Genomic DNA, 20,157 nt, shown 5'->3' with positions numbered 1-20,157 from the left:
GAAAAGAAGCTCAGATCGCGATCTGGCTTCCCATCTCGATGACGCGGTTGAAGGGCAGGTTGAAGAAGTTCGCGGCGCTGGTCGCGTTGCGGAACATGATCTCGAACAAGCGCTCCCGCCACAGCGCCATGCCTTCGCCGGGCGTGGGCTTCAAGGTCTCGCGGCTCAGGAAGTAGGAGACCTGGGCCGGATCGATCGTCAGGCCCTGCTCGGCGCAGCTCTGCAGAGCCGCCGGCACGTCGGCATCCTCCATGAAGCCGAAGAAGATCTTGACGCGATAGAAGTTCTCGGCGATCCGCTCGACCAGCACGCGCTGCGAATCCGGTACGCGCGGGAAGGACAGGAACACGACGCTGACGAACACGGTCGTCTCGTGCAGCACCATGTTGTGTTTGAGGTTGTGCAGCAGCGCGTGCGGCACGATGTCGGAGCGCGAAGTCAGGAAGACCGCGGTCAGCGGCGCGCGCGGGAAAGGCTCGCGGCACAGCGACTCAACGAAAGGCTCGAGCGGGATCCCGTCGCCCCCCATCTTCTGGGTCAGGATCTCGCGCCCCCTCTTCCAGGTGCTCATCAGCGTGTAAATCCCCGCCCCAAAGACCAGCGGCACCCATCCGCCGTCCTCGATCTTCGTCACGTTCGCGGCGATGAACGAAAAATCCATCGCCATCAGGGGCAGGAAGACCAGCGCGGCGACCGGAGTCGGCCAGCGCCAGTCGCGCCGCGCGACCGAGAACGCGAGCAGGCTGGTGATGATCATCGTCATCGAAACCGCGATGCCGTAAGCGGCCGCGAGATTGCTCGACGAACGGAAGCCCAGCACGATCAGGATCACCAGCACCATCAGCACGCGGTTCGTGAAAGGCACATAGATCTGCCCGATCTGCGACCCCGAAGTGTGCTGGATCACGATGCGCGGGCAGTAGCCGAGCTGAATCAGCTCGCGGGTCACCGAGAAAGCGCCGGTGATCAAGGCCTGTGAGGCGATCACCGAAGCCATCGTCGCCAGCGCCACCATGGGCAGCAGCGCCCAGTGCGGAACGGCGAGGAAAAAGGGATTCGCGGCCGCAGCGGGGTTGCCGATCAGCTCCGCCCCCTGACCGAAATAGTTCAGCAGCAGGCCGGGCATCACGATCCAAAGCCAGGCGAGGCGGATCGGACGGGCACCGAAGTGCCCCATGTCGGCATAGAGCGCCTCGGCTCCGGTCACGGTCAGGAAGACCGCACCCAGCGCGAGAAAAGCCACTTCCTTGTGCTCAATGAAAAAGGTGACCGCATAGTGGGGAGAGAGAGCGACCAGCACTCCGGGATAGTCGAGGATGTTCCAGACCCCAACCGCGCCGAGGGTCACGAACCAGATCAGCACGACCGGGCCGAACCATCGGCCGACCCGCTCGGTGCCGTGTTTCTGAACCATGAACAGCGCGATCAGGATGGCCAGCGAGATCGGCACGACGAAGCGTTTCATCGCCGGCGTCGCGACTTCGAGACCTTCGACCGCGGAGAGCACCGATATCGCCGGAGTGATCACGCCATCGCCATAGAACAGCGCAGCACCGCCCAGGCCCAGCGCGATCGCCAGCACCTTCTTGTAGGGACGGTTGCTGGCGCGCTCGACGACCCGCGCCATCAACGCGACAACACCGCCTTCGCCGTGGTTGTCGGCCCGCATCACGAGCAGAACATATTTGACCGTGACCACCATGATCAGGGTCCAGACGATCAGGGACAGGATGCCCAGCACATTGCCCGCCGACGGGGCGAGCGGAAAGTGCTCCTGCGAGAAGGCCTCCTTCATCGCATAGAGGGGGCTGGTGCCGATGTCGCCGAAGACGACGCCGAGCGCGGCCATCGTCAGAGCGGGGAGTTTCTGAGATTTATCGTTAGGTTTTGCCATGAGGGCTCACAACGCAGCGCAACGCATGGAACAAGCGCAGGAAGGCCGCGAAGAGAACTCGCGGCCGCTCCTGGCAGATCTGCTGCACTGTCCCTGCCTGCTGAACAGGCCTGAAACGGAATCAGGCCCCGGTCGCATGTTCAGGGAGTTGAAAAAAAATGTAAAGACGGAGCCTATCTCCGCCCCCTCGCGGCGGGAACAAAACAAACGTGAAATCGTCGGACGCGCGCTCCGCGCTGCGTCTTCCGCGCAACGAAACGCGCGGCCCGGCATCGGTCAGCCGGGCCGCGCGCGTCAAGCCTGGAGGGGTGGACAAAGATCAGGGGTAGAGGCCGCGATCCTCGCGCGCGGACAGGATCCGCGTGCAGGCCACGACATAGGCCGCGGTGCGCAGCGTGATGCCATGCTGCTGGGCGGTCTCCCAGACCTTCGCAAAAGCCTCGATCATGATGCGATCCAGACGCTTGTTGATCTCGTCCTCGGTCCAGAAGAAGCTCGCGATGTCCTGAACCCACTCGAAGTAGGACACGGTCACCCCACCGGCATTCGCGATCACGTCGGGAACGACAACGATTCCCCGCTCGGCGAGGATGTCATCCGCCTCGGGCAGGGTCGGACCGTTCGCTCCTTCGAGGATCACGCGGGTCTTGATCCGGCGCGCCCGCGCCGCATCGATCTGGCTCTCCAACGCAGCGGGAACCAGGAACTCGGTTTCGATATCCCAGAAGTCTTCATCGGCGATCCGCTCGGCACCGGCACAGTCGGCAATACCTCCATCGCGCTGAACCGCGGCATACAGATCCTCGATCGCGATCCCGGCCGGGTTATAGACAGTCCCGGAGTGGTCCTGGACTGCGACGATCTTCGCGCCGTACTTCGCAAACAGCTCGGCCGCCGCGCTGCCGACGTTGCCGAAGCCTTGAACCGCAACCCGCGCACCGGAGATCGCGAGATCCATGCGCTGCGCGATCTCGCGCCCGACGACAAACACGCCCCGCCCGGTCGACTTGAAGCGCCCCAGCGAGCCGCCCAGTTCGATCGGCTTGCCAGTCACGACACCGGTCGCGGTCGCGCCGATGTTCATCGAATAGGTGTCCATCATCCAGGCCATGATCTGGCCGTTCGTATTGACGTCCGGCGCCGGAATGTCCTTGTCCGGCCCGATGATCAGACCGATCTCGCTGGTGTAGCGGCGGGTGACCTTTTCGAGCTCCTTGCGCGAGAGCTTTTTCGGATCGACGCGGATTCCGCCCTTCGCTCCGCCATAAGGCAGATTGACCGCAGCGTTCTTGACCGTCATCCACGCCGACAGCGCCATCACTTCTTCGAGCGTCACGTCGGGGTGAAAGCGCACGCCGCCCTTGCCCGGACCGCGGGAGAGGTTGTGCTGGACACGATAGCCCTCGAAATGCTCGATCCGGCCATCGTCCATCTCGACCGGGATGTCGACGATCAGCGCGCGCTTGGGCCGGCGCAGCGTTTCGGCCCAACGCTCCAGCCGCCCCAGATAGGGCAGCACCCGCTCCACCTGGGCCAGGTAGGTCGTCCAGGGCCCCGCGTTCGAACGCGAGACATAGGAAAGTCCACTCATGATTGTTTCCGCCATTTGTGATGGTGATGAAATCCGCCGCGCGGGATCCTCCGCTCGGCCATGCCGCATTGTCCCTCAAGTCAGACGCGGCGCCGCTTTCCCGCGCGACGAAGTGTTGCAAAGCCGCGCCCGACTCGGGAGTCGCACTGGGTTATAGTCAGAATATCCTCACCGCGTCGCCGCCAACCGGCCCCAAGACCATGGCTCCGTCCTCGTCTCCATCCAGATCCTCGCCTGATTCGCCCTCCAGCGTGCTGGCCAGCTGCCGCAGCGCGCTGCTCGACACGCTCAGCGATTTCGCGCGCGAGCAGGGCTTCACGATGGAAGATGCGCTTGCCGAGCTGCGCCGGTCCGCAGCCGAGAGCCATGACGAGCTGGCCGGGCTCAAGGACAGACGCGGTTTCGAACAGGCCAGGGGACTGACCGCATCGAGGATCAGCCTCGTGCACGAGGAGGATCTGGAGTTCTCGATCCGCCTGTCCGACTTCGCCCGAAGGCTCAGGGAACGCAGCGAAGGCGAACTGGGCAGGCTGCACCTGCGCTACATGAGTCTGCTGGGACAGAGCGACGTCGCCAAGGAGCAGATCCCGGTCGGCCCGGAGACGGTCTGCTGCGGCATCCGCGGGCTCGTCGAAGGCGCGGGCTTGGGACCGAATGAACGGCTGACCCTGCTCGAACGCATGGAACCCGCGCTGGGCAACCGCCTCGTCCAGCTCTACATGCGACTGAACCGTCTGCTTGAAACGGCCGGCGTCTCGCCACGTTCGCTGACCCGGGCCGAGCCCGAACCGAGCGCGCGCGAAATCCAGAACAGCTTTCTCGGCGAGACCGCCAGTGCCACCGGCGGCAGCATCGTCGAACTCCAGCGTGCGCTGCTGACCCGCCAGGGCTCGCCCCGCCAGACCGGACAGATCGCGCCCGAACTCGCGGCCGCGCTGCTCGACCGCGTGCTGGTCTGGCTCGACGAACAGCAATCCGCGGGAGCGCAAGACAACGTGTCCGGCCGTCTGATCGGCAGCGAGCTCGGCGCCCTGCTCTCGCCCGAAGCGCGAACCGCTGTCGATGCGATCGAGCGGGTCTTCGAAATCGAGATCTCTCTGCCCCACCTTCCTCTGGCGGCCCGTCAGGCGATCGCCCGGCTGCGCATTCCCCTGCTCAAGCTCGCGCTGACCGACGAACGGCTGCTGAAGGATCCCCGCCACCCGGCGCGCCGCCTGCTCGACGCGATGGCCGACGCAACGATAGGCCTCGCCGCCGACGCGCCGGCGACCCACCCGGTCTGCCGCGCGCTCGACGAAGCTGCAATGCAGATACAGCACGGATTCCAGCGCGACTCCGGCATCTTCATCGAACAGTTGAGCGCTCTGCTCGAACTGACCCCGAACCGCCAGAGGATCGCGCAACAGCGAGCGGCCGGTTTTCAGGAGGCGGCGAACCGGATCGAACGCGAAGAACTCTGCCTGCGCTTCGCCGCCCGCGCGTTGCGCGCGCTGTGCTCGGATCAACCGCCGACTGCGGTCCGCGACTTCCTTGAGCAACACTGGATCCGGGTGCTGACCCGTACCCTGGTCGAATGCGGCGAGAAAAGCGTCGAGTGGCGTACCCGGCTGATGGTCGCCGACCGCCTGCTGTGGAGCGTGCAGCCGAAAGCCGACCCCGAATCGCGGCGACAGCTGATCCAGCTGCTGCCCGGTCTGCTCAGCCGAATGCACTCCGGACTCGACGAGCTGGGCTATGAAAAGACGGTTCGCGACGCGCTGCTCGCGCCCTGCATGGATCTGCACGCGGCTGCACTGCGCGGCAGACCCGTTCCGGAAGCCCTCCCTTCCATCCCCGGTCACGCCGAGCTTGAACTCGCCGCTCTGCCCGAAGTCTCGGGCCTGCGCGTGCTCAAGCTCGGCGGAGGAGTCGAGCGCGAAACCCCGCCCTCCGAGGCGGTCACAGCGCTGTCCACCGGCAGCTGGATCGAGATCGCACTCCCCGATCAGCGCCGCGTGCGCGGTTGCCTCGGAGCGATCAGCAAGAGCCGTCAGGTTTTCCTGCTCGTCGATCCCGACCAGCAGGGCGTGCTGGCGATCACCGCGCGCGCGCTGATCCAGCAGTGGAGCAGCGGACAGGCGATGAACCTGGCCCAGAGCCCGCTCTTCGAGCGCGCCGCCGCCCACGCCCTCCGCCTCGCCCGCACGGGCAACTGATCCGACACAGGCCCCCTCCTGCACGGGGGCGACAGGCTTAAAACCAAAGCCGGTCCCACGCAGAGCGGAGGCGGGAATTCGCAGATCCCCGCTCTGCGTGAAGACTACCTCTTTCTGGCGCCCCTCCCTTCCGGCATCAACCCCGGCTCAACCCCCTCTCCCCTCCGCTTTCAACCCCGGCGATTCCACCGTCGGCGCCGATGACGGCGGTGCGCGCCGGACCTAGATTGGAACCCTGACCACAACAGGAGTCCCCCGATGTTCCTCCTTCACCCCCAGATAGAACCCTGGCTGATCCCCGGCAAGAACGGCTTCAAGGTCGTGTTGCTCGCCGAGCGCAGCGAAGCGCTGCGGGTTCAGGTCAGGTGCGAACCGGACAACGAGGCGCTGTTCATCGACATGAAGCTCGCCGGCCGCGAAGCCGGACTGCACCGCTTCATCGCCGAAGTTCCCTGGGACACGGGCAACGAGCCGACCCTCTACGCCTTCAAGGTCATCGAAAACGGCCGCCAGAGCTGGCTCGCCGGCGACGGTCTGCACGAGCGCGTGCCGCACCGCGACGTGATGTTCCGGATCAACCGCAGCACCCTGCCGCCGCGCTGGGTCCGCGACCAGGTTTTCTACCAGATCTTCCCCGACCGCTTCTGCCAGGGCGACCCCGCGCTGCAGGTCAGAAGCGGCGAATACACCTATGGCAGCGGCCGGATGCCTGTCGTCGCCAAGCGCTGGGGCGAGGCGATCAACCCGGATCTGCCGGCCACCGAGTTCTACGGCGGCGATCTGATCGGCGTGCGCCGTCAGCTCGACTACCTGCAAAAACAGCTGGGCATCACCGCGGTCTATCTGAACCCGGTCTTCACGTCGGGCAGTAACCACAAGTACGACACCGAAGACTATTACCAGGTCGATCCGCACCTGGGCGGCAACGAAGCGCTCGCCGCGCTCTCGTCCGACCTGAAGTGCCGCGGCATGCGCCTGATCCTCGACGCGGTCGTCAACCACACCGGAACGAACCACCCCTGGTTCAACCTGTACAAACGTCACACGAGCGAAGGTGCAGCCCACTCCGAGGCCTCACCGTGGCGCGACTGGTACTACTTCGACGAGGCCGGCCACAACCACGGCTGGAAAGGCCACGCATCGCTGCCGGTACTCGATTACCGCTCGGAAGGGCTGCGCGAGCAGATCTACGGTGGCCCCGATTCGGTGCTGCGCCACTGGATGCATGCGCCCTACTCGATAGACGGCTGGCGTTTCGATGTGATCCACATGCTCGGCGAAGGCTCGGGTTCGACGAACAACGCGCACTATGTCCGCGAGTTCCGTCGCGCGCTGCGCGAGGAGAACCCTGAAGCCTATGTGCTTGGCGAGCACTTCAACGAGGCAACGAGCTGGCTGCAGGGCGATCAGGAAGATGGCGCGATGAACTATTACGGCTTCGCTCACCCGGTTCGCGAGTGGCTGGCCGGCACCGACATTGCCTACGAGCCGGCGAATCTCTCGACGGCCGAATTCTCGGCCTGGCTCGACTCGGCCCGCGGCCGCATTCCCTATGCGAACCAGCTGACCCAGTTCAACCTGCTCGACAGCCACGACACCGCGCGCTTTTTCACGCTGGTCGGCGGCGACACCGATGCGATGAAGCTCGCCGTCACGCTGCAGTTCGCCTACCCGGGCGTGCCCTCGATCTACTACGGCGATGAGATCGGCCTTGAAGGCGGCCAGGACCCCGATTGCCGGCGCTGTTTCGACTGGGAAGCGAGCCACTGGAACCGCGATCTGTTCGAGCACTACAAAGCCTCGATCGCCTTGCGCAAGGCGCGCGAGGAGCTGCGCCACGGCGCCTATCTGGCCCTGCTGACCGAGAAGGACACTTTCGCATTCGCCCGCTTCACCGACAGAGCGGCATCTCTTTATGCATTGAACCGCAGCGCGCAAGCCTGCGCGATCCGCATCCCGGTCTGGAAGCTGCCGCTCAAGCGAGCAAACTGGGTCGCGGCCGCGGAGGATGCGCTGGTCAGCGAAGAGGGCTGGGTCACCGTGATCGTGCCGGCGCGCAGCGCCGTCGCGATCCTCGGCGAGGACAAGTCGGCCTAGCCGCGCATCGCCTATCAGAGCGCAAGCCAGGCTCTTCACCGCCTTGCGGTCTTGCGCTCTGATACACAAACCCATCCACTCCATCGCGAACAAGCAACTCGAAATCACGGTCTGAAGTGCCCAAACTCTCAGTCATCCGCCCCCGCCTCTTTGCGATCAGCTGGCCGATCTACGCCGAGCAGCTGTTGCTCGCGATCGTCGGTCTGATCTTTGTCACGGTGACTTCCCGGATCTCCGATGCGACCGCTGCCGCCTTCGGTCTGAGCAACCAGTTGTTCGGTTTCTTCCTGTTCCTGTTCCGCGTCGTCGGAATCGGCGCATCGGTCGTGGTCACCCAGTATCTGGGCGCGGGCGACCGCGAGTCGGCAGCACGGATCGCCCGCGCCAGCTTGGCTGCGGCGAGCTGGCTGGGCCTCGCGCTGGCCGTTCTGGTCGCCAGCAGCGCCGACGCTCTGCTCTCGCTGCTCAAATTGCCCGAAGAGCTCAGACCAGAGGCAAAGCCCTACCTGATGATCCTGAGCCTCGTTCTGCTCATCGACTCTCTGAACACGACGCTCGCCTCAGTGCTGCGCGCCTATACCTTCACGCGCGACACGCTGAACCAGATGCTCGTGGTCCACGCGCTGTCGCTGATCCTGGGCCTGCCGCTGATCTTCGGCTGGCTGGGCCTGCCCCGCCTGGGCCTGATCGGCATCGGCATCGCCTTCCTGCTCGCCCGCCTCGCCGGCCTCATCCTGAGCCTCTGGCTCTGGCGCAGGCACCTGGGCATCCGCCCCCGTTGGCGCGACTGGTGGTGGATTTCGCCCAAACCCCTCGTTGAGATGATGAGGATCGGTCTGCCCGGAGCGGGCGAGAACGTCGCCTACCGGACCGCCTTCACCTGGAACCTCTCCTTCATCGCGACGATGGGCACCACCGCGCTGGCGACCCACACCTATCTGCTGCAGATCTCGCAGTTCGTCGCGCTGAGCGCCGCCGCGATCGGTTTCGGCGCCGAGATCGTCGTCGGCCACCTGGTCGGCGCCGGAGCGCTGCATGCGGCCAACCGCCTGGTCCGTCGCGCGCTCGTCTGGGGTTTTGCCGCGGCGATCCTCAGCGCCAGCCTCGCTGCGCTCGAAGGCCCCAGGCTGATGCGGCTCTTCACGAGCGATCCGGAGATCATCCGGAGCGGCTGCACCGTGCTCTGGCTCTTCATCGCGCTCGAGACGGGCCGGGTCTTCAACATGGTCGTCATCAACTCGCTGCGCGGCACCGGAGACGTACGCTTTCCGGTCGTGTTCGGCGCTTTCTCGATGTTCGGCGCCGAAGTGGGGCTCGCCTGGCTGCTCGGCATCCAGATGGGCTGGGGCCTGCTCGGCGCCTGGATAGGCATGGCCGCCGACGAATGGATACGCGCGATCGCAATGTATCTGCGCTGGATCCTCCACGCCTGGGTTCCGTTCGCGCGCCAGACCCGCCGCCGCCTCCTCTGCCGCAGCAGCACCGCGGCCTGAACCACGGAAGGATCGAAATGTCCGCAATCGCCATTGCCGGCCTCTACACGAGAGAGACCAACCTGAAGATAGAAGGCTTTCCGCTTCACTATTATCCGGTCGCCTTCCCGTTTCATGGCATCACCGAGATGCACTCGGGCGTCGGACTGAACCTCGCGATCGCGCTGGCGAAGCTGGGCCATCAGGCGAGGCTCGCAACGCTGATCGGCCCCGACGAAGCCGGAGAGCGGATGCTCGCGGCACTGCCCCGCCTGGGCCTCGCGTCCGGCTTCGTCGCCCGGACGACGACGGAGACTTCGCAGTCGGTGATCCTCGTCGCCCCCGATGGCAGCCGCCAGGCCCACTGTGACCTCAAGGATCTGCAGGGCAGCGAATACCCGGGGGAACTCACCGCGCCACTGCTCTCGAACGCCGAGCTGGCGGTGATCTGCAACATCAACTTCGCGCGCCCGCTGCTCGATGAGGCCCGCGCGCGGGCCATCCCGATCGCGACCGACGTCCATGTGCTGGCCGATTTCGACGATGGCTACAACCGCGACTTCATCGCCGCCGCCGACATCCTGTTCCTGTCGCACGAGAGGCTGCCCTGCCCGCCACACGAGGCGATCGTCGAGCTGAGGCGGCGTTTCGATCCGCGCATCATCGTGATCGGCATGGGGGCGGAGGGTGCTCTGCTCTCCGAGCGCGGGCGCGAACTCTTCCACGGCCAGGCGATCGCACCGCGCGCCATCCTCAACACCGTCGGTGCCGGAGACGCGCTCTTCGCCGCCTTTCTCGACCAGAGCCTGCGCGGACTCGACGCTCGAACCGCGCTGTCGCGGGCCATGCTCTACGCGGGCTGGAAGATCGGCGAGAGCGGCGCCTCGAACGGTCTCGCCAATGCCGCCGACTTCGCCGATCTGATCTCCCGTCACGGACGCTGAAAAACATGAGAACTCCCCCGCACGCCGCCCGCCTTGCCTCCCGGACCCATTTCTTCATCTGCGGTCTGCTCTTCGCGAGCTGGGGCGTCCATATCCCGACCGTCAAGCAGCTTTTCGGTCTCACGGAGGCTGAGCTCGCCTGGCTGATGCTCGCGAGCAGCATCGGTGCGCTGATCGGCCTGACCCGGGTCGGCGCCTGGGTTGCCCGCCATGGCACCCGCCCGGTTGTGCTCGGCGCGGGCTTCGCGCTGGCCCTGCCTCTGGCGGTGCTGCTGCTGATGCCCGGCTATGCGGCGCTCACCGCGCTGCTCTTCGTCTTCGGTCTCGCAACCGGTTCCTTCGACGTTGCGATGAACGCCGAAGCGGTTGCGGTCGAGCACGCCTACGGTCGCCCGATCATGTCCTCCTTCCACGGCTTCTTCAGCCTCGGCGGGCTGGCCGGCGCTGGAATCGGCAGCCTCGTCGCACTGACCGGCGTGCCACCGCTGCTCCACCTGATCACCGCCAGTTGCATGTCCTATGCGGCGATCGCGGTCGCCAGCCGCTACATGCTCCCGACCGAGGCCACCCACTCCCCCGGGCAAAGTTCTTCAGGCTTGCGCCTGCCACCTCCGGTCATCCTGCTGATCGGCCTGCTTGCCGCGTTAGGCCTGGTCGGCGAAGGCGCGATGTACGACTGGAGCACGCTCTACCTCGCGAAGACGCTGGAAAGTCCGCAGGCGCTCGCCGCGCTCGCCTACGGCAGCTTCTCGGCCGCGATGGCGCTGGCCCGCTTCGGCGGCGATGCGATCCGCGCGCGCTTCGGCGCCGAAAAGACCCTGGTCCTGTCGAGCGCGCTGGCCGCACTGGCGATGGCCGCAACGTTGGCAATCGGCCACCCGGTCGCGGCGCTGGTCGGCTTCGCGTTGGTCGGCGTCGGCTTCGCGAACATGATCCCGGTGCTGTTCTCGTCCGCCGCCCGGGTTCCCGGCATCACGCCGGCCCGGGGTATCGCCGCGGTGTCGTCCTGCGGCTATCTGGGCTTCATGGCGGGGCCGCCGCTGATCGGCCTGATCGCGCACCGCTGGGGGTTGGACAAAGGCCTGCTGGTCGTCGCCGTCTTCGCCGCACTGGTCGCGCTGCTCAGCCCCATCGCGCTGCGCGCGAGCCGGGAGAGCAAGAGCCCGGCAGCAAAGCTTGCCGAGGAGCCCGGACAGAACGCCGGCTGAGTCGCTGTCGCGCGGGGCGGACATTCGGGCCGTGAAAGAAGCGTTGACGAATACTGTACATTGATACACTATTCGGATCGACAGCCCTTTCCCTGTAGGAGTCAGCTCATGAGCCGCATCGCCCGCTTCGCCGCAGCCAGCTTCTTCCCGCACTACTTCGACTGCCCCGCCACGCTGCGCTCGCTCGCGATGCTGGACGTCGTTCGCCGCCGGGGCCGTCGCTGGGGCCTGCTCGCCCAGTACGAGGAAAACCGGCTGCGCCTGCCGCGCTGACGCGACCCCGCTTCGACGCTGGAACGAGCCTGAGGTAGACTGACAGGCTTGTCAGTGAGCAAACGAGGCAAGGATTTGGACGTCATCGAGGCCATCCGTCAGCGCGAGCACGCGCTGACGGCCATCCGCCGCGACCTGCACGCGAACCCCGAACTGGCCTGGCAGGAAGCGCGCACCAGCGAACTCGTGGCCCGCCATCTCGAAGCGCTGGGCATAGAGACGCACCGCGGCATCGGCGGCACCGGCGTGGTCGGCATCCTCAAAGCGGGAAGCAGCCAGCGCAGCATCGCGCTGCGCGCCGACATGGATGCGCTGCCGATCACCGAACGCAACGATTTCGCCCACCTCTCCTGTCACCCCGGGCAGATGCACGCCTGCGGCCACGATGGCCACACAACGATGCTGCTCGGCGCCGCCGAATACCTCGCCCGACACCGCGATTTCGACGGCACGGTCGTGCTGATCTTCCAGCCCGCCGAAGAAGGCGAAGGTGGATCCGCGGCGATGCTCCGCGACGGCCTGCTCGAACGTTTCCCCTTCGATCGCGCCTTCGGCATGCACAACTGGCCGGGCCTCGCCGCCGGCACTTTCGCGGTGATGCCCGGACCGGTCATGGCGAGCTCCGACTACTGGGAGATCCGGCTCTTCGGGCGCGGCGCCCACGCCGCGATGCCCCACCTCAGTCTGGATCCGGTCACGGCTGGCGCCTCGCTCGTCCAGGCTCTGCAGACCGTGATTACCCGCTCGCGCAATCCGCTGGACCCAGCCGTGCTGTCGGTGACCCAGTTCCACGCCGGCGAGGCTTACAACGTGATCCCGGACCGCGCGACGCTGATCGGCACGGTCCGTGCGCTGTCTAACGCGACCCGCGACGAGATCGAAGCCGGGATGAGCCGGGTCGTGGCCGGCATCGCCCAGTCCCACGGATTGAGAGCCGAATTCGACTACCGCCGTGGCTACCCTCCGACGATCAACAGCGCCGAGGAGGCCAGGCTCTGCCTGCTCGCCGCGAGCCGCGTCGCCGGCGCCGATGCGGTGCTGCGCGATGCCAAACCGAGCATGGCGGCCGAGGATTTCTCGTTCTTCGCCGAACAGCGGCCCGCCTGTTACGTCTGGATCGGCAACGGGCCATCGGAAGGTGGCCGCAGCCTGCACAGCAGCACCTACGATTTCAACGACGCGATCCTGACCCTGGGGGCGAGCTACTGGGTCAGACTGGTCGAAACCGCCCTTCCGGTGGCCTGAGCCAGGAGCCCCGATGCACGCCCATACGCTTCTGACCTTCATCCCCGTCGCGCTGCTGCTCGCTTTCGCGCCCGGCCCCGACAACCTCGGCGTGCTCGCGCTGGGCGTCTCGCGCGGACGCCGCGAGAGCCTGGGTTTCGCGATCGGCTGCGCCGCCGGCTGCCTGAACCACACGCTGCTCGCCGCGCTCGGGATCTCGGCGCTGATCGCCGCGTCCCCGCTCGCCTTTCACATGCTCCAGTACAGTGGCGCGGCCTACCTCACCTGGATGGGCATTCAGGCCCTGCGCAGCCGGGGGGTGAGTCTGAACCGGCCACAGCCGACAGGCACGGACAACGGCTTCAAACCCTATTTCCGGCGCGGCCTGATCGCCAATGCGATCAACCCCAAGGTCGCGCTGTTCTTCCTCGCCTTCCTTCCCCAGTTCGTCGTCCCCGGCGCCTGGCCCGCGCCGCTGCAGATCCTCGTGCTAGGCCTTGTCTTCGCCGTCTGCTCGACCCTCTGCTTCGCGCTGATCGCGATCGGAGCCAACCGGATCGGCGCCTGGCTGCGCGGCCGCGAGCGTTTCGCGCTGTGGCTGGACCGGATCACCGGCGGGCTTTTCATCGCGCTTGGCCTCAAACTTGCCTTCAGCGATCTGCGCTGAGGCGTTTCTCCACTAAAGAAAAAATCATGCAGATTCACAGCACCATCCAGAGCCTTCGTCAGGCTCTCTCCTCCCGCACCCGCGTCGCATTCGCGCCGACGATGGGCAACCTGCACGAAGGCCACGCCAGCCTGATGCGCGAAGGAGCAAAGCACGCCGACACCGTCGTCGCGAGCATCTTCGTCAACCGCACCCAGTTCGGTCCGAACGAAGACTTCGATACCTACCCGCGCACTCTGGAAGCCGACTGCGCCCGGCTGCAGGCCGCCGGCGTCGATCACGTCTTCGCGCCCGCCGAGTCCGAGCTCTATCCGACGCCGCAGAGCTATTTCGTGACGCCATCGGCGGCCCACGACGGAATCCTCGAAGGTGCGACGCGTCCAGGCCATTTCCGCGGCGCTGCGACCGTCGTCTGCAAGCTCTTCAACATCGTCCAGCCCGATGTCGCGCTGTTCGGCAAGAAGGACTATCAGCAGCTGATGGTGCTCCGCAACATGGTCAGCGAACTGTGCCTGCCGATCGAGATCATCGGCTGCGAGATCGTTCGCGCCGAAGACGGCCTCGCGCTCTCCTCGCGCAACGGCTATCTGTCCGCGGCCGCGCGCGCCGAAGCGCCGCGCCTGCAGCGCGAACTCGCCGCACTTGCGGCGGCCGTGCGCGGTGGCGAACGGGATTTCGCCCGGCTCGAGAAAGCCGCGAGCGCCCATCTCGCCGCCGCCGGTTGGCAGCCCGACTACATCGCGATCCGCCGCCGCAGCGACCTGCAAGCTCCCGATGCCGGCGACGCGCTGGTCGTGCTCGCCGCGGCGAAGATCGGCACAACGCGGCTGATCGACAACATCGAGATCTGATTTCAGACCGCCGGGGGGGCGTCGGAGTCCTGGGCCGCGAGTTCGATCAGCGCCTGTTCGGGCGACTGCGGATTGCGGTTCAGCGCGACGCCGACCGCCAGCATGTCGATGACGGCGAGCTGCAGGATACGCGAGAGCATCGTCGAGTAGCCCTGGCTGTTCTCGGGTGCATCGATGCCAATGGTCACGGTCGCGAGCGCGGCGAGCGGACTGTGCTGCGCGGTGATCGCGATCACCGAAGCCCCGGCCGCGCGCGCAAACCCGGCCGCTTCGAGCAGGCTGGGCGCATCGCCACTGTTCGAGATCACGAATGCGACATCGCCGCTCCTGAGCAACGAAGCGGACTGCCTCTGCAGCAGAGGATCGGAGTAGCTTGCGGTCGGAGTGCCGAAGCGAAAGAACTTGAGCTGCCCGTCCAGCGCGACGACTGCAGCATTGCCGCGGGCATAGAAGTCGATCCGCTGCGCATCGACAAGCAGACGGGTCGCCTCTTCGATCGCCGTGACATTGACGGTGTCGCGAAGCCTCAACAAGGCCGAGGCGGTGTTTTCGATGACTTTGGCGCTGACGTCCGGAGTCGTGTCGCCGTGGCGAACCTGGCTGTGGCGGACCGGGATCGTGCCGGTCAGACCGGACGCGAGCTTGAGCTTGAATTCGGAGAGTCCCTGGAAACCCAGCGAACGGCAGAAGCGGATCACGGTCGGCTGACTGACCTTCGCATTGCGGGCGATCTCGATGATCGGATCGTTCAGCACCGTGCGCGGCCGGGTCAGGATCAGGTCGGCGACGCGCTGCTCGGCTTTCGATAGCGACGGCCGAGCGCCGCGGACCTTCTCGATCAGCGCGCTCTCGCTGCTGCGCCCGCGCAGCGTGTCGGAGAGGATCGCCGAGACTCCGTGAAAAGCCGGATAAGGCGTCGTGATCACATAGGTTGGGATCTTCGCCAGGTAGTCCGCGAAGCGCCCCTTGCTCTCGAAGCGCTCGCGAAAAGGCGAGTGCAGGAAGCGCTCGCCCAGGCGCGGCACGATGCCGCCGCCGATGTAGATCCCGCCCAGAGCGCCGAGCGTGACCGCGAGGTTAGACGCGACCGTTCCGAGCATCGCGCAGAAGCAGTCGAGAGTCTCAACGCAGACCGGATCCGATCCGTTCAGCGCCGCATCGACGACATCGCGCGCGGTGAGCGGCAAGGCCCGCACGCAGGCCCGCTCGGACAGAGCGCGGTAGGCGAGCTCGATCCCCGGCCCGGAGATCAGGCGTTCGCCCGAGACGTGCGGATGATTGCGCCAGCAGTACTGCAGGATGTAGAGCTCGCGGTCGTCGTTGGGCGCGAAACTGACATGGCCGCCTTCCGAGCCCAGGGTCACCCAACGGTCCGCGGTCGGGATCAGGGCCGACACACCGAGGCCGGTGCCCGGACCGAGCACCCCGATCACCGAGTTGGGCTGAGGCTCGCCACCTCCGACCTGATAGCGCTGATCCTCGCCCAGATAACGCAAGGACATCGCCAGCGCGGTGAAGTCATTGACGACCAGGAAGGTCGAGAAGTCGAGGCGCTCGCGCGTCTCCTCAATCGAGAAAGCCCAGTTCCGGTTGGTCATCCGGATCCAGTCGCCGCCGATCGGATTCGCGATCGCGATGCCGGCATGGGCAACGCGCGCAATTCCGACCTTCGCGAGATAGGCCTGGATCGCCGCGCCGAGATCCGCATAGTCGTCGCAGTGCAGCACTTCGATCGCTTCGAAGCGCCCGGGCGCGCTCTCCAGCGTGAAGCGCGCATTGGTCGCCCCGACGTCGGCCAGCAGGCGCGGACCATCGCGATAGGCCTGACGACTGGCATCGAGCAGCGCTTCAGGGACGGGAGCGACGACCGGAATTGCCTTGCTGGCCGTCATGGAACGGGATGACCCTGTGCGGCTTCGAGCAGCGAGAACCAGGCCTGGCGATCGAGTTCAACTTTCATCACCTGCGCGGCCGCTTCGATCCGGTCGAGGCGCCCGGTTCCGACCACCGGAACGATGCCGGCCGGATGCCTGAGCAACCAGGCCAGAGCGAGCTGTTCGGAGGACAGCCCCAGCTCGCGGCCGATCCGGAGCAGAGCGTCACCGAGCGCTCCGCCGGTTGCCGGAAGGCGTCCTCCGCCCAGCGGCGACCAAGCCATCGGCATCATCCTCATCCTCTGGCACTGATCGAGGCTTCCATCGAAGAGCGGATCGGATTTCAGCAGCGAACACTCGATCTGGTTCGCGACCAGCGCGAAGGGCAGACGCGACTGCAGCAGCTCGAGCTGGCGCGGTGCGAAATTCGAGACGCCGAACGCGAGCACTTTTCCGGACTGCTTCAGCGCACAGAAGGCCTCGGCCACCTCGTCAGCATCCATCAGCGGATCGGGGCGATGGATCAGCAGCAGATCGAGACGCTCGATACCCAGCGCGCGCAGGCTCCCGTCGACCTGGGCCTGGATATAGGCGCGCGAAGTGTCGTAGTGCTTGACGCGGACATCGGGATGGCGCGGCGAGGTGAGCCTTATCCCACACTTGCTGACGAACTGCAGGCTGTGCCTGAGCTGGGGCGCATGAGCCAGCGCTTCGCCGAGCACGGATTCGCAGAGGTAATCCGAATAGATGTCGGCGCTGTCCAGCGTCGAAATGCCCAGCTCCTGGCAGCTCTGCAGATAGGCCGCCAGCTCGGTCGGCCGCATCTTCCATTCGAGAACCCGCCAGGTTCCCAGAGCGATCCGCGAAAAGCGCGCCAGAGCTCCGTTTTTGACGGCGCTCATCGCTTTGTCTCAAAACAGACGCGACCGGGCTCGCCGCCGGCGAAGGCCCCGACGGAGCAAAGCGCGGCGGCGATGAGCAAGCCCAGGATGGAACGTTTCATACTGACCTCGATGCGTGTGACCGATAAAACGACGCCCGTCCAGAAAGGGGACGGGCGTCGGAATTGCTGCGCGTTACGGATTGCGCGGCTCAGGCAATCCCCGCGAACAATCCGTCCGGACCCGTTTCAGTAAGGGAAGGACGCGCGATGCGGCCACCGCATCGAAGCCGGATTTGCCAGGCATCTTCCGGTCAAAAAGGCACTCTTCATCGCCCCCTCCTCCCCTGCCAAAACATTATATTGGATGCCTCCGTCCGGCAGCAGGAGCGAGCCTGCCGCTCGTCGGAGGATCGTCAGCTCGATCAGCCCTTGACGCCGCCTGCGGTCAGACCGGAAACCATCCAGCGCTGGGCGAGCAGGAAGACAAACGTGATCGGCAAGCCGGACAGCACCGCTGCGGCTGCGAAGTCGCCCCACAGATACTTTTGCTCATACAGGAAGAGCTTGGAGCCGACGGCGAGGGTCAGGTTGCTCTCCTGGTGCAGCAGAACCGAGGCGACCGGATATTCGATGATCGAACCGATGAAGGCGAGCAGGAAAACGACCATCAGGATAGGCACAGCCATCGGCAGCAGCACATACTTGAACGCCTGCCAGTGGGTCGCCCCATCGACGACCGCGGCTTCTTCGATCTCGACCGGAATCGTGTCGTAGTAGCCCTTGATCGTCCAGACGTGCAGCGCGATACCGCCCGCGTAGGCGAGGATCACACTCCAGTGGCTATCGACACCGAGCCATTTCACATAGGTTCCCAGGTAGTCGAAGATCGCATAGATCGCGATCAGCGCCAGCACCGTCGGGAACATCTGCATCAGCAGCAGCGCCGTCATCCAGTGCTTCTTGCCGGCGAACTTCATCCGCGCGAAGGCATAGGCCGCGGTCGTCGACAGCAGCACCGCGATACAGGCCGAGATCAGCGCGATCTTGATCGAGTTCCACAGCCACAGCAGAACCGGGAAAGGCGGCAGGATCAGCTTGCCGGTCTCGTCCTGATAAGCGATCCCGAGCGCCGACTTCCAGTGTTCGAGACTGATCGTCTTCGGCATCAGGTTGGACCACAGCGAATCCCCGCCGAGGACCGCGAAGTTACCCGGGCGCAGCGAGATCGAGATGATCATCAGGAAGGGGAACATGCAGATGGCCACGAAGGCGATCAGGCCGACGTGGGCCAGAAAGGTACGCCAACGGTGCGACTTGTCCAGAACGATTGCCATTTCTTACTCCGTATTTCGACTCCCGCGAAGCGGGCCGAACAAACTTTCGATTCCGGCCGGGCTCAGCCCGGCCGGCGTCTTTTCTCAACGCGCTTCGACCGCGTTCACCTTGGTCAGGCGCAAATTGACGATGGACAGGATCGCGACCAGCACGAAGATCACCGTCGAGATCGCCGCCGCGAGGCCGAACTGCTGTCCGGAGTCCGCGAAAGCCAGACGATACGTATAGGACACCAGCAGATCGGTCGTACCGGCCGGAAGCTTCGTATCGAGGAAGTCGGGCCGCCCGTTGGTCAAGAGGCTGATCAGCACGAAGTTGTTGAAGTTGAATGCGAAGCTCGAAATCAGCAACGGCATCAGCGGCTTCAGGATCAGCGGCATCGTGATCTTGAAGAAGTTGGTCAGCGGACCCGCGCCGGCCAGAGCCGAAGCCTCATAGAGGTCGGCCGGAATCGACTTGATCAGGCCCTGGCTCAAAACCATCATGTACGGATAGCCCAGCCAGGTGTTCACGATGATCAGCATCAGCTTGGCCAGCGTCGGGTCGGTGAACCACTGCGGGCGGATGCCGAAAACCCCGTTCAGGATCAGGTTGATTTCGCCGAAGTTCGCGTTGAACAGCCCGCGGAAGACCAGGATCGAGATGAAGCCCGGCACCGCGTAGGGCAGGAACAGGAACATCCGGTAGACGCTACGGAAACGCAGCGCTTCCCAGTTCAGCAGCACGGCGAGGAACATGCCCAGCGATGCGGTGCACAGCACCGAGGCGAGCGAGAAGACGACGTTCCAGACAAAGATGCGGAAGAAAGGCTGACGAATCGACTCATCGGAGAGGATGCGCTTGAAGTGATCGCCACCGACGAAGACCTTGAAGCCCGGCTGGATCTGTTCCCCCGCAGCGGTTTCATAGAATCCGTCCTTGAAGTTCGGGCGGATCACGACACCGGTCTGCTTGTTGGTCAGAGAGCCATCCTTGTTCTCGGCCCACAGCTTGTGCACCGGCGCGAATTCGCGCAGCCCGGACGAGGAGAGCATGACCCCGTTGGGGAGCTCGATCTTGATGCTCTTGATGTTGTCGCTCATGCGAATGATGTCGCGCAGTTCGAGCGGATCGCGCAGTTCGACATGGGCATCGGCCAGAGGCTGGGCCTTCAGAACGATCTTGTTCTGGGACTTGAGACCTTGCGGCTCGGTCACGAAGTGCTGGGTTTCATCTTCGTTGGTGAGCTGGATCCGGTATTCGGCACCGTCCGGGTGCAGGCTCATCGTGAAGGAGCCGCCCTCGGCCTGATAGGTGTCGTCGAGCAGGTACTGCCTGGCCCGATCGAATTCAAGCAGGTTCTTGGAACTGTAGTTCGTGAATCCGATCGCGATCGTATAGACCATCGGGAACACGACGAAGATCAGGGCACCGGCAGCGCCCGGAAAGAGGTAACGATAGGCATACAGCCTGGGATGCAGAAAAACGATCAGCGCCAGCGCCACGATCACGAGGCAGGCCCCCGCAACGATCGTCTGCCCCGAAACATAGAGCAGAAAAACCAGATACAGGCCCGAGAGCGCCACCAGCGCCAGCAAGGCCGGACCTATCCATTTGGTCAGACGGTCGATCACGACACTTCCCCTACAAGGGAGCCTCCACGGACGTCC

The 20,157-nt window shown here is 65.2% G+C and carries 15 protein-coding genes; 9 read left to right on the top strand and 6 right to left on the bottom strand.

Going from position 1 to position 20,157, the window contains the following annotated elements:
• Positions 1-10 precede the first annotated feature (10 nt).
• Together ACHFB9_RS04310 and ACHFB9_RS04305 are read right to left on the bottom strand one after the other, a co-directional pair.
• Entirely contained in the window at positions 11-1,894 is a 1,884-nt protein-coding gene (locus tag ACHFB9_RS04310) for a potassium transporter Kup (protein WP_417069749.1), read from the bottom strand.
• 319 nt (positions 1,895-2,213) lie between these two features.
• Entirely contained in the window at positions 2,214-3,485 is a 1,272-nt protein-coding gene (locus ACHFB9_RS04305; protein WP_417069748.1) for a Glu/Leu/Phe/Val family dehydrogenase, read from the bottom strand.
• 251 nt (positions 3,486-3,736) lie between these two features.
• Here ACHFB9_RS04305 and ACHFB9_RS04300 point away from each other — a divergent pair, with 251 nt between their 5' ends.
• From ACHFB9_RS04300 to panC, 9 genes are all read left to right on the top strand, one after another.
• Complete coding sequence (locus ACHFB9_RS04300) at positions 3,737-5,680, top strand: DUF1631 family protein (RefSeq protein ID WP_417069747.1); 1,944 nt, start codon at positions 3,737-3,739, stop codon at positions 5,678-5,680.
• A 258-nt stretch (positions 5,681-5,938) separates the two neighbouring features.
• Positions 5,939-7,777, top strand: a complete 1,839-nt coding sequence (gene malZ / locus ACHFB9_RS04295; protein ID WP_417069746.1) for a maltodextrin glucosidase — start codon at positions 5,939-5,941, stop codon at positions 7,775-7,777.
• A gap of 116 nt (positions 7,778-7,893) precedes the next feature.
• On the top strand, positions 7,894-9,270 hold the full coding sequence (locus ACHFB9_RS04290; protein ID WP_417069745.1) for an MATE family efflux transporter: 1,377 nt from the start codon (positions 7,894-7,896) through the stop codon (positions 9,268-9,270).
• A gap of 17 nt (positions 9,271-9,287) precedes the next feature.
• Positions 9,288-10,193 carry a carbohydrate kinase family protein gene (locus tag ACHFB9_RS04285; RefSeq protein WP_417069744.1) on the top strand — a complete coding sequence of 302 codons (906 nt, stop codon included), beginning with the start codon at positions 9,288-9,290 and terminating at the stop codon, positions 10,191-10,193.
• 5 nt (positions 10,194-10,198) lie between these two features.
• On the top strand, positions 10,199-11,401 hold the full coding sequence (locus ACHFB9_RS04280; RefSeq protein WP_417069743.1) for an MFS transporter: 1,203 nt from the start codon (positions 10,199-10,201) through the stop codon (positions 11,399-11,401).
• 108 nt (positions 11,402-11,509) lie between these two features.
• Positions 11,510-11,674 carry a hypothetical protein gene (locus ACHFB9_RS04275; RefSeq protein WP_417069742.1) on the top strand — a complete coding sequence of 55 codons (165 nt, stop codon included), beginning with the start codon at positions 11,510-11,512 and terminating at the stop codon, positions 11,672-11,674.
• Positions 11,675-11,749: 75 nt separating this feature from the next.
• On the top strand, positions 11,750-12,919 hold the full coding sequence (locus tag ACHFB9_RS04270) for a M20 aminoacylase family protein (protein ID WP_417071331.1): 1,170 nt from the start codon (positions 11,750-11,752) through the stop codon (positions 12,917-12,919).
• Positions 12,920-12,932: 13 nt separating this feature from the next.
• Positions 12,933-13,565 (top strand): LysE family translocator, encoded by a 633-nt coding sequence (locus ACHFB9_RS04265; RefSeq protein WP_417069741.1) that lies wholly within the window; start codon positions 12,933-12,935, stop codon positions 13,563-13,565.
• Between the two features lie 26 nt (positions 13,566-13,591).
• Positions 13,592-14,416: a pantoate--beta-alanine ligase gene (gene panC / locus ACHFB9_RS04260; protein ID WP_417069740.1), complete on the top strand. Its 825-nt coding sequence runs from the start codon at positions 13,592-13,594 to the stop codon at positions 14,414-14,416.
• 2 nt (positions 14,417-14,418) lie between these two features.
• Here the strand turns inward: panC and ACHFB9_RS04255 are convergent, their stop codons facing one another.
• The 4 genes from ACHFB9_RS04255 to malF all read right to left on the bottom strand — a co-directional run bounded on the left by ACHFB9_RS04255 (position 14,419) and on the right by malF (position 20,121).
• Entirely contained in the window at positions 14,419-16,308 is a 1,890-nt protein-coding gene (locus tag ACHFB9_RS04255) for a glucokinase (protein WP_417069739.1), read from the bottom strand.
• A complete protein-coding gene (locus ACHFB9_RS04250) occupies positions 16,305-17,192 on the bottom strand; it encodes an aldo/keto reductase (protein WP_417069738.1) in 888 nt (295 codons plus the stop codon). The genes ACHFB9_RS04255 and ACHFB9_RS04250 overlap by 4 nt, the downstream gene beginning before the upstream one ends.
• Before the next feature lie 403 nt (positions 17,193-17,595).
• Positions 17,596-18,507, bottom strand: coding sequence for a maltose ABC transporter permease MalG (gene malG, locus ACHFB9_RS04245; protein ID WP_417069737.1), 912 nt, complete (start codon positions 18,505-18,507; stop codon positions 17,596-17,598).
• A gap of 84 nt (positions 18,508-18,591) precedes the next feature.
• A complete protein-coding gene (gene malF / locus ACHFB9_RS04240; protein WP_417069736.1) occupies positions 18,592-20,121 on the bottom strand; it encodes a maltose ABC transporter permease MalF in 1,530 nt (509 codons plus the stop codon).
• Between the last annotated feature and the right edge of the window lie 36 nt (positions 20,122-20,157).

The organism is Niveibacterium terrae (genome assembly GCF_048213115.1).
Taxonomy (GTDB): Bacteria; Pseudomonadota; Gammaproteobacteria; order Burkholderiales; family Rhodocyclaceae; genus Niveibacterium; species Niveibacterium terrae.
The sequence above is the reverse complement of the archived record's forward strand: the minus strand, read 5'-3'. Positions and strand labels throughout refer to the sequence as shown.

Excerpts from the sequence above, each read along its gene's own strand:
- ACHFB9_RS04310 (WP_417069749.1), bottom strand. The coding sequence starts at position 1,894 with ATGGCAAAACCTAACGATAAATCTCAGAAACTCCCCGCTCTGACGATG.
- ACHFB9_RS04305 (WP_417069748.1), bottom strand. The coding sequence starts at position 3,485 with ATGAGTGGACTTTCCTATGTCTCGCGTTCGAACGCGGGGCCCTGGACG.
- malZ (WP_417069746.1), top strand. The coding sequence starts at position 5,939 with ATGTTCCTCCTTCACCCCCAGATAGAACCCTGGCTGATCCCCGGCAAG.
- ACHFB9_RS04285 (WP_417069744.1), top strand. The coding sequence starts at position 9,288 with ATGTCCGCAATCGCCATTGCCGGCCTCTACACGAGAGAGACCAACCTG.
- ACHFB9_RS04280 (WP_417069743.1), top strand. The coding sequence starts at position 10,199 with ATGAGAACTCCCCCGCACGCCGCCCGCCTTGCCTCCCGGACCCATTTC.
- ACHFB9_RS04275 (WP_417069742.1), top strand. The coding sequence starts at position 11,510 with ATGAGCCGCATCGCCCGCTTCGCCGCAGCCAGCTTCTTCCCGCACTAC.
- ACHFB9_RS04265 (WP_417069741.1), top strand. The coding sequence starts at position 12,933 with ATGCACGCCCATACGCTTCTGACCTTCATCCCCGTCGCGCTGCTGCTC.
- panC (WP_417069740.1), top strand. The coding sequence starts at position 13,592 with ATGCAGATTCACAGCACCATCCAGAGCCTTCGTCAGGCTCTCTCCTCC.
- ACHFB9_RS04255 (WP_417069739.1), bottom strand. The coding sequence starts at position 16,308 with ATGACGGCCAGCAAGGCAATTCCGGTCGTCGCTCCCGTCCCTGAAGCG.
- ACHFB9_RS04250 (WP_417069738.1), bottom strand. The coding sequence starts at position 17,192 with ATGAGCGCCGTCAAAAACGGAGCTCTGGCGCGCTTTTCGCGGATCGCT.
- malG (WP_417069737.1), bottom strand. The coding sequence starts at position 18,507 with ATGGCAATCGTTCTGGACAAGTCGCACCGTTGGCGTACCTTTCTGGCC.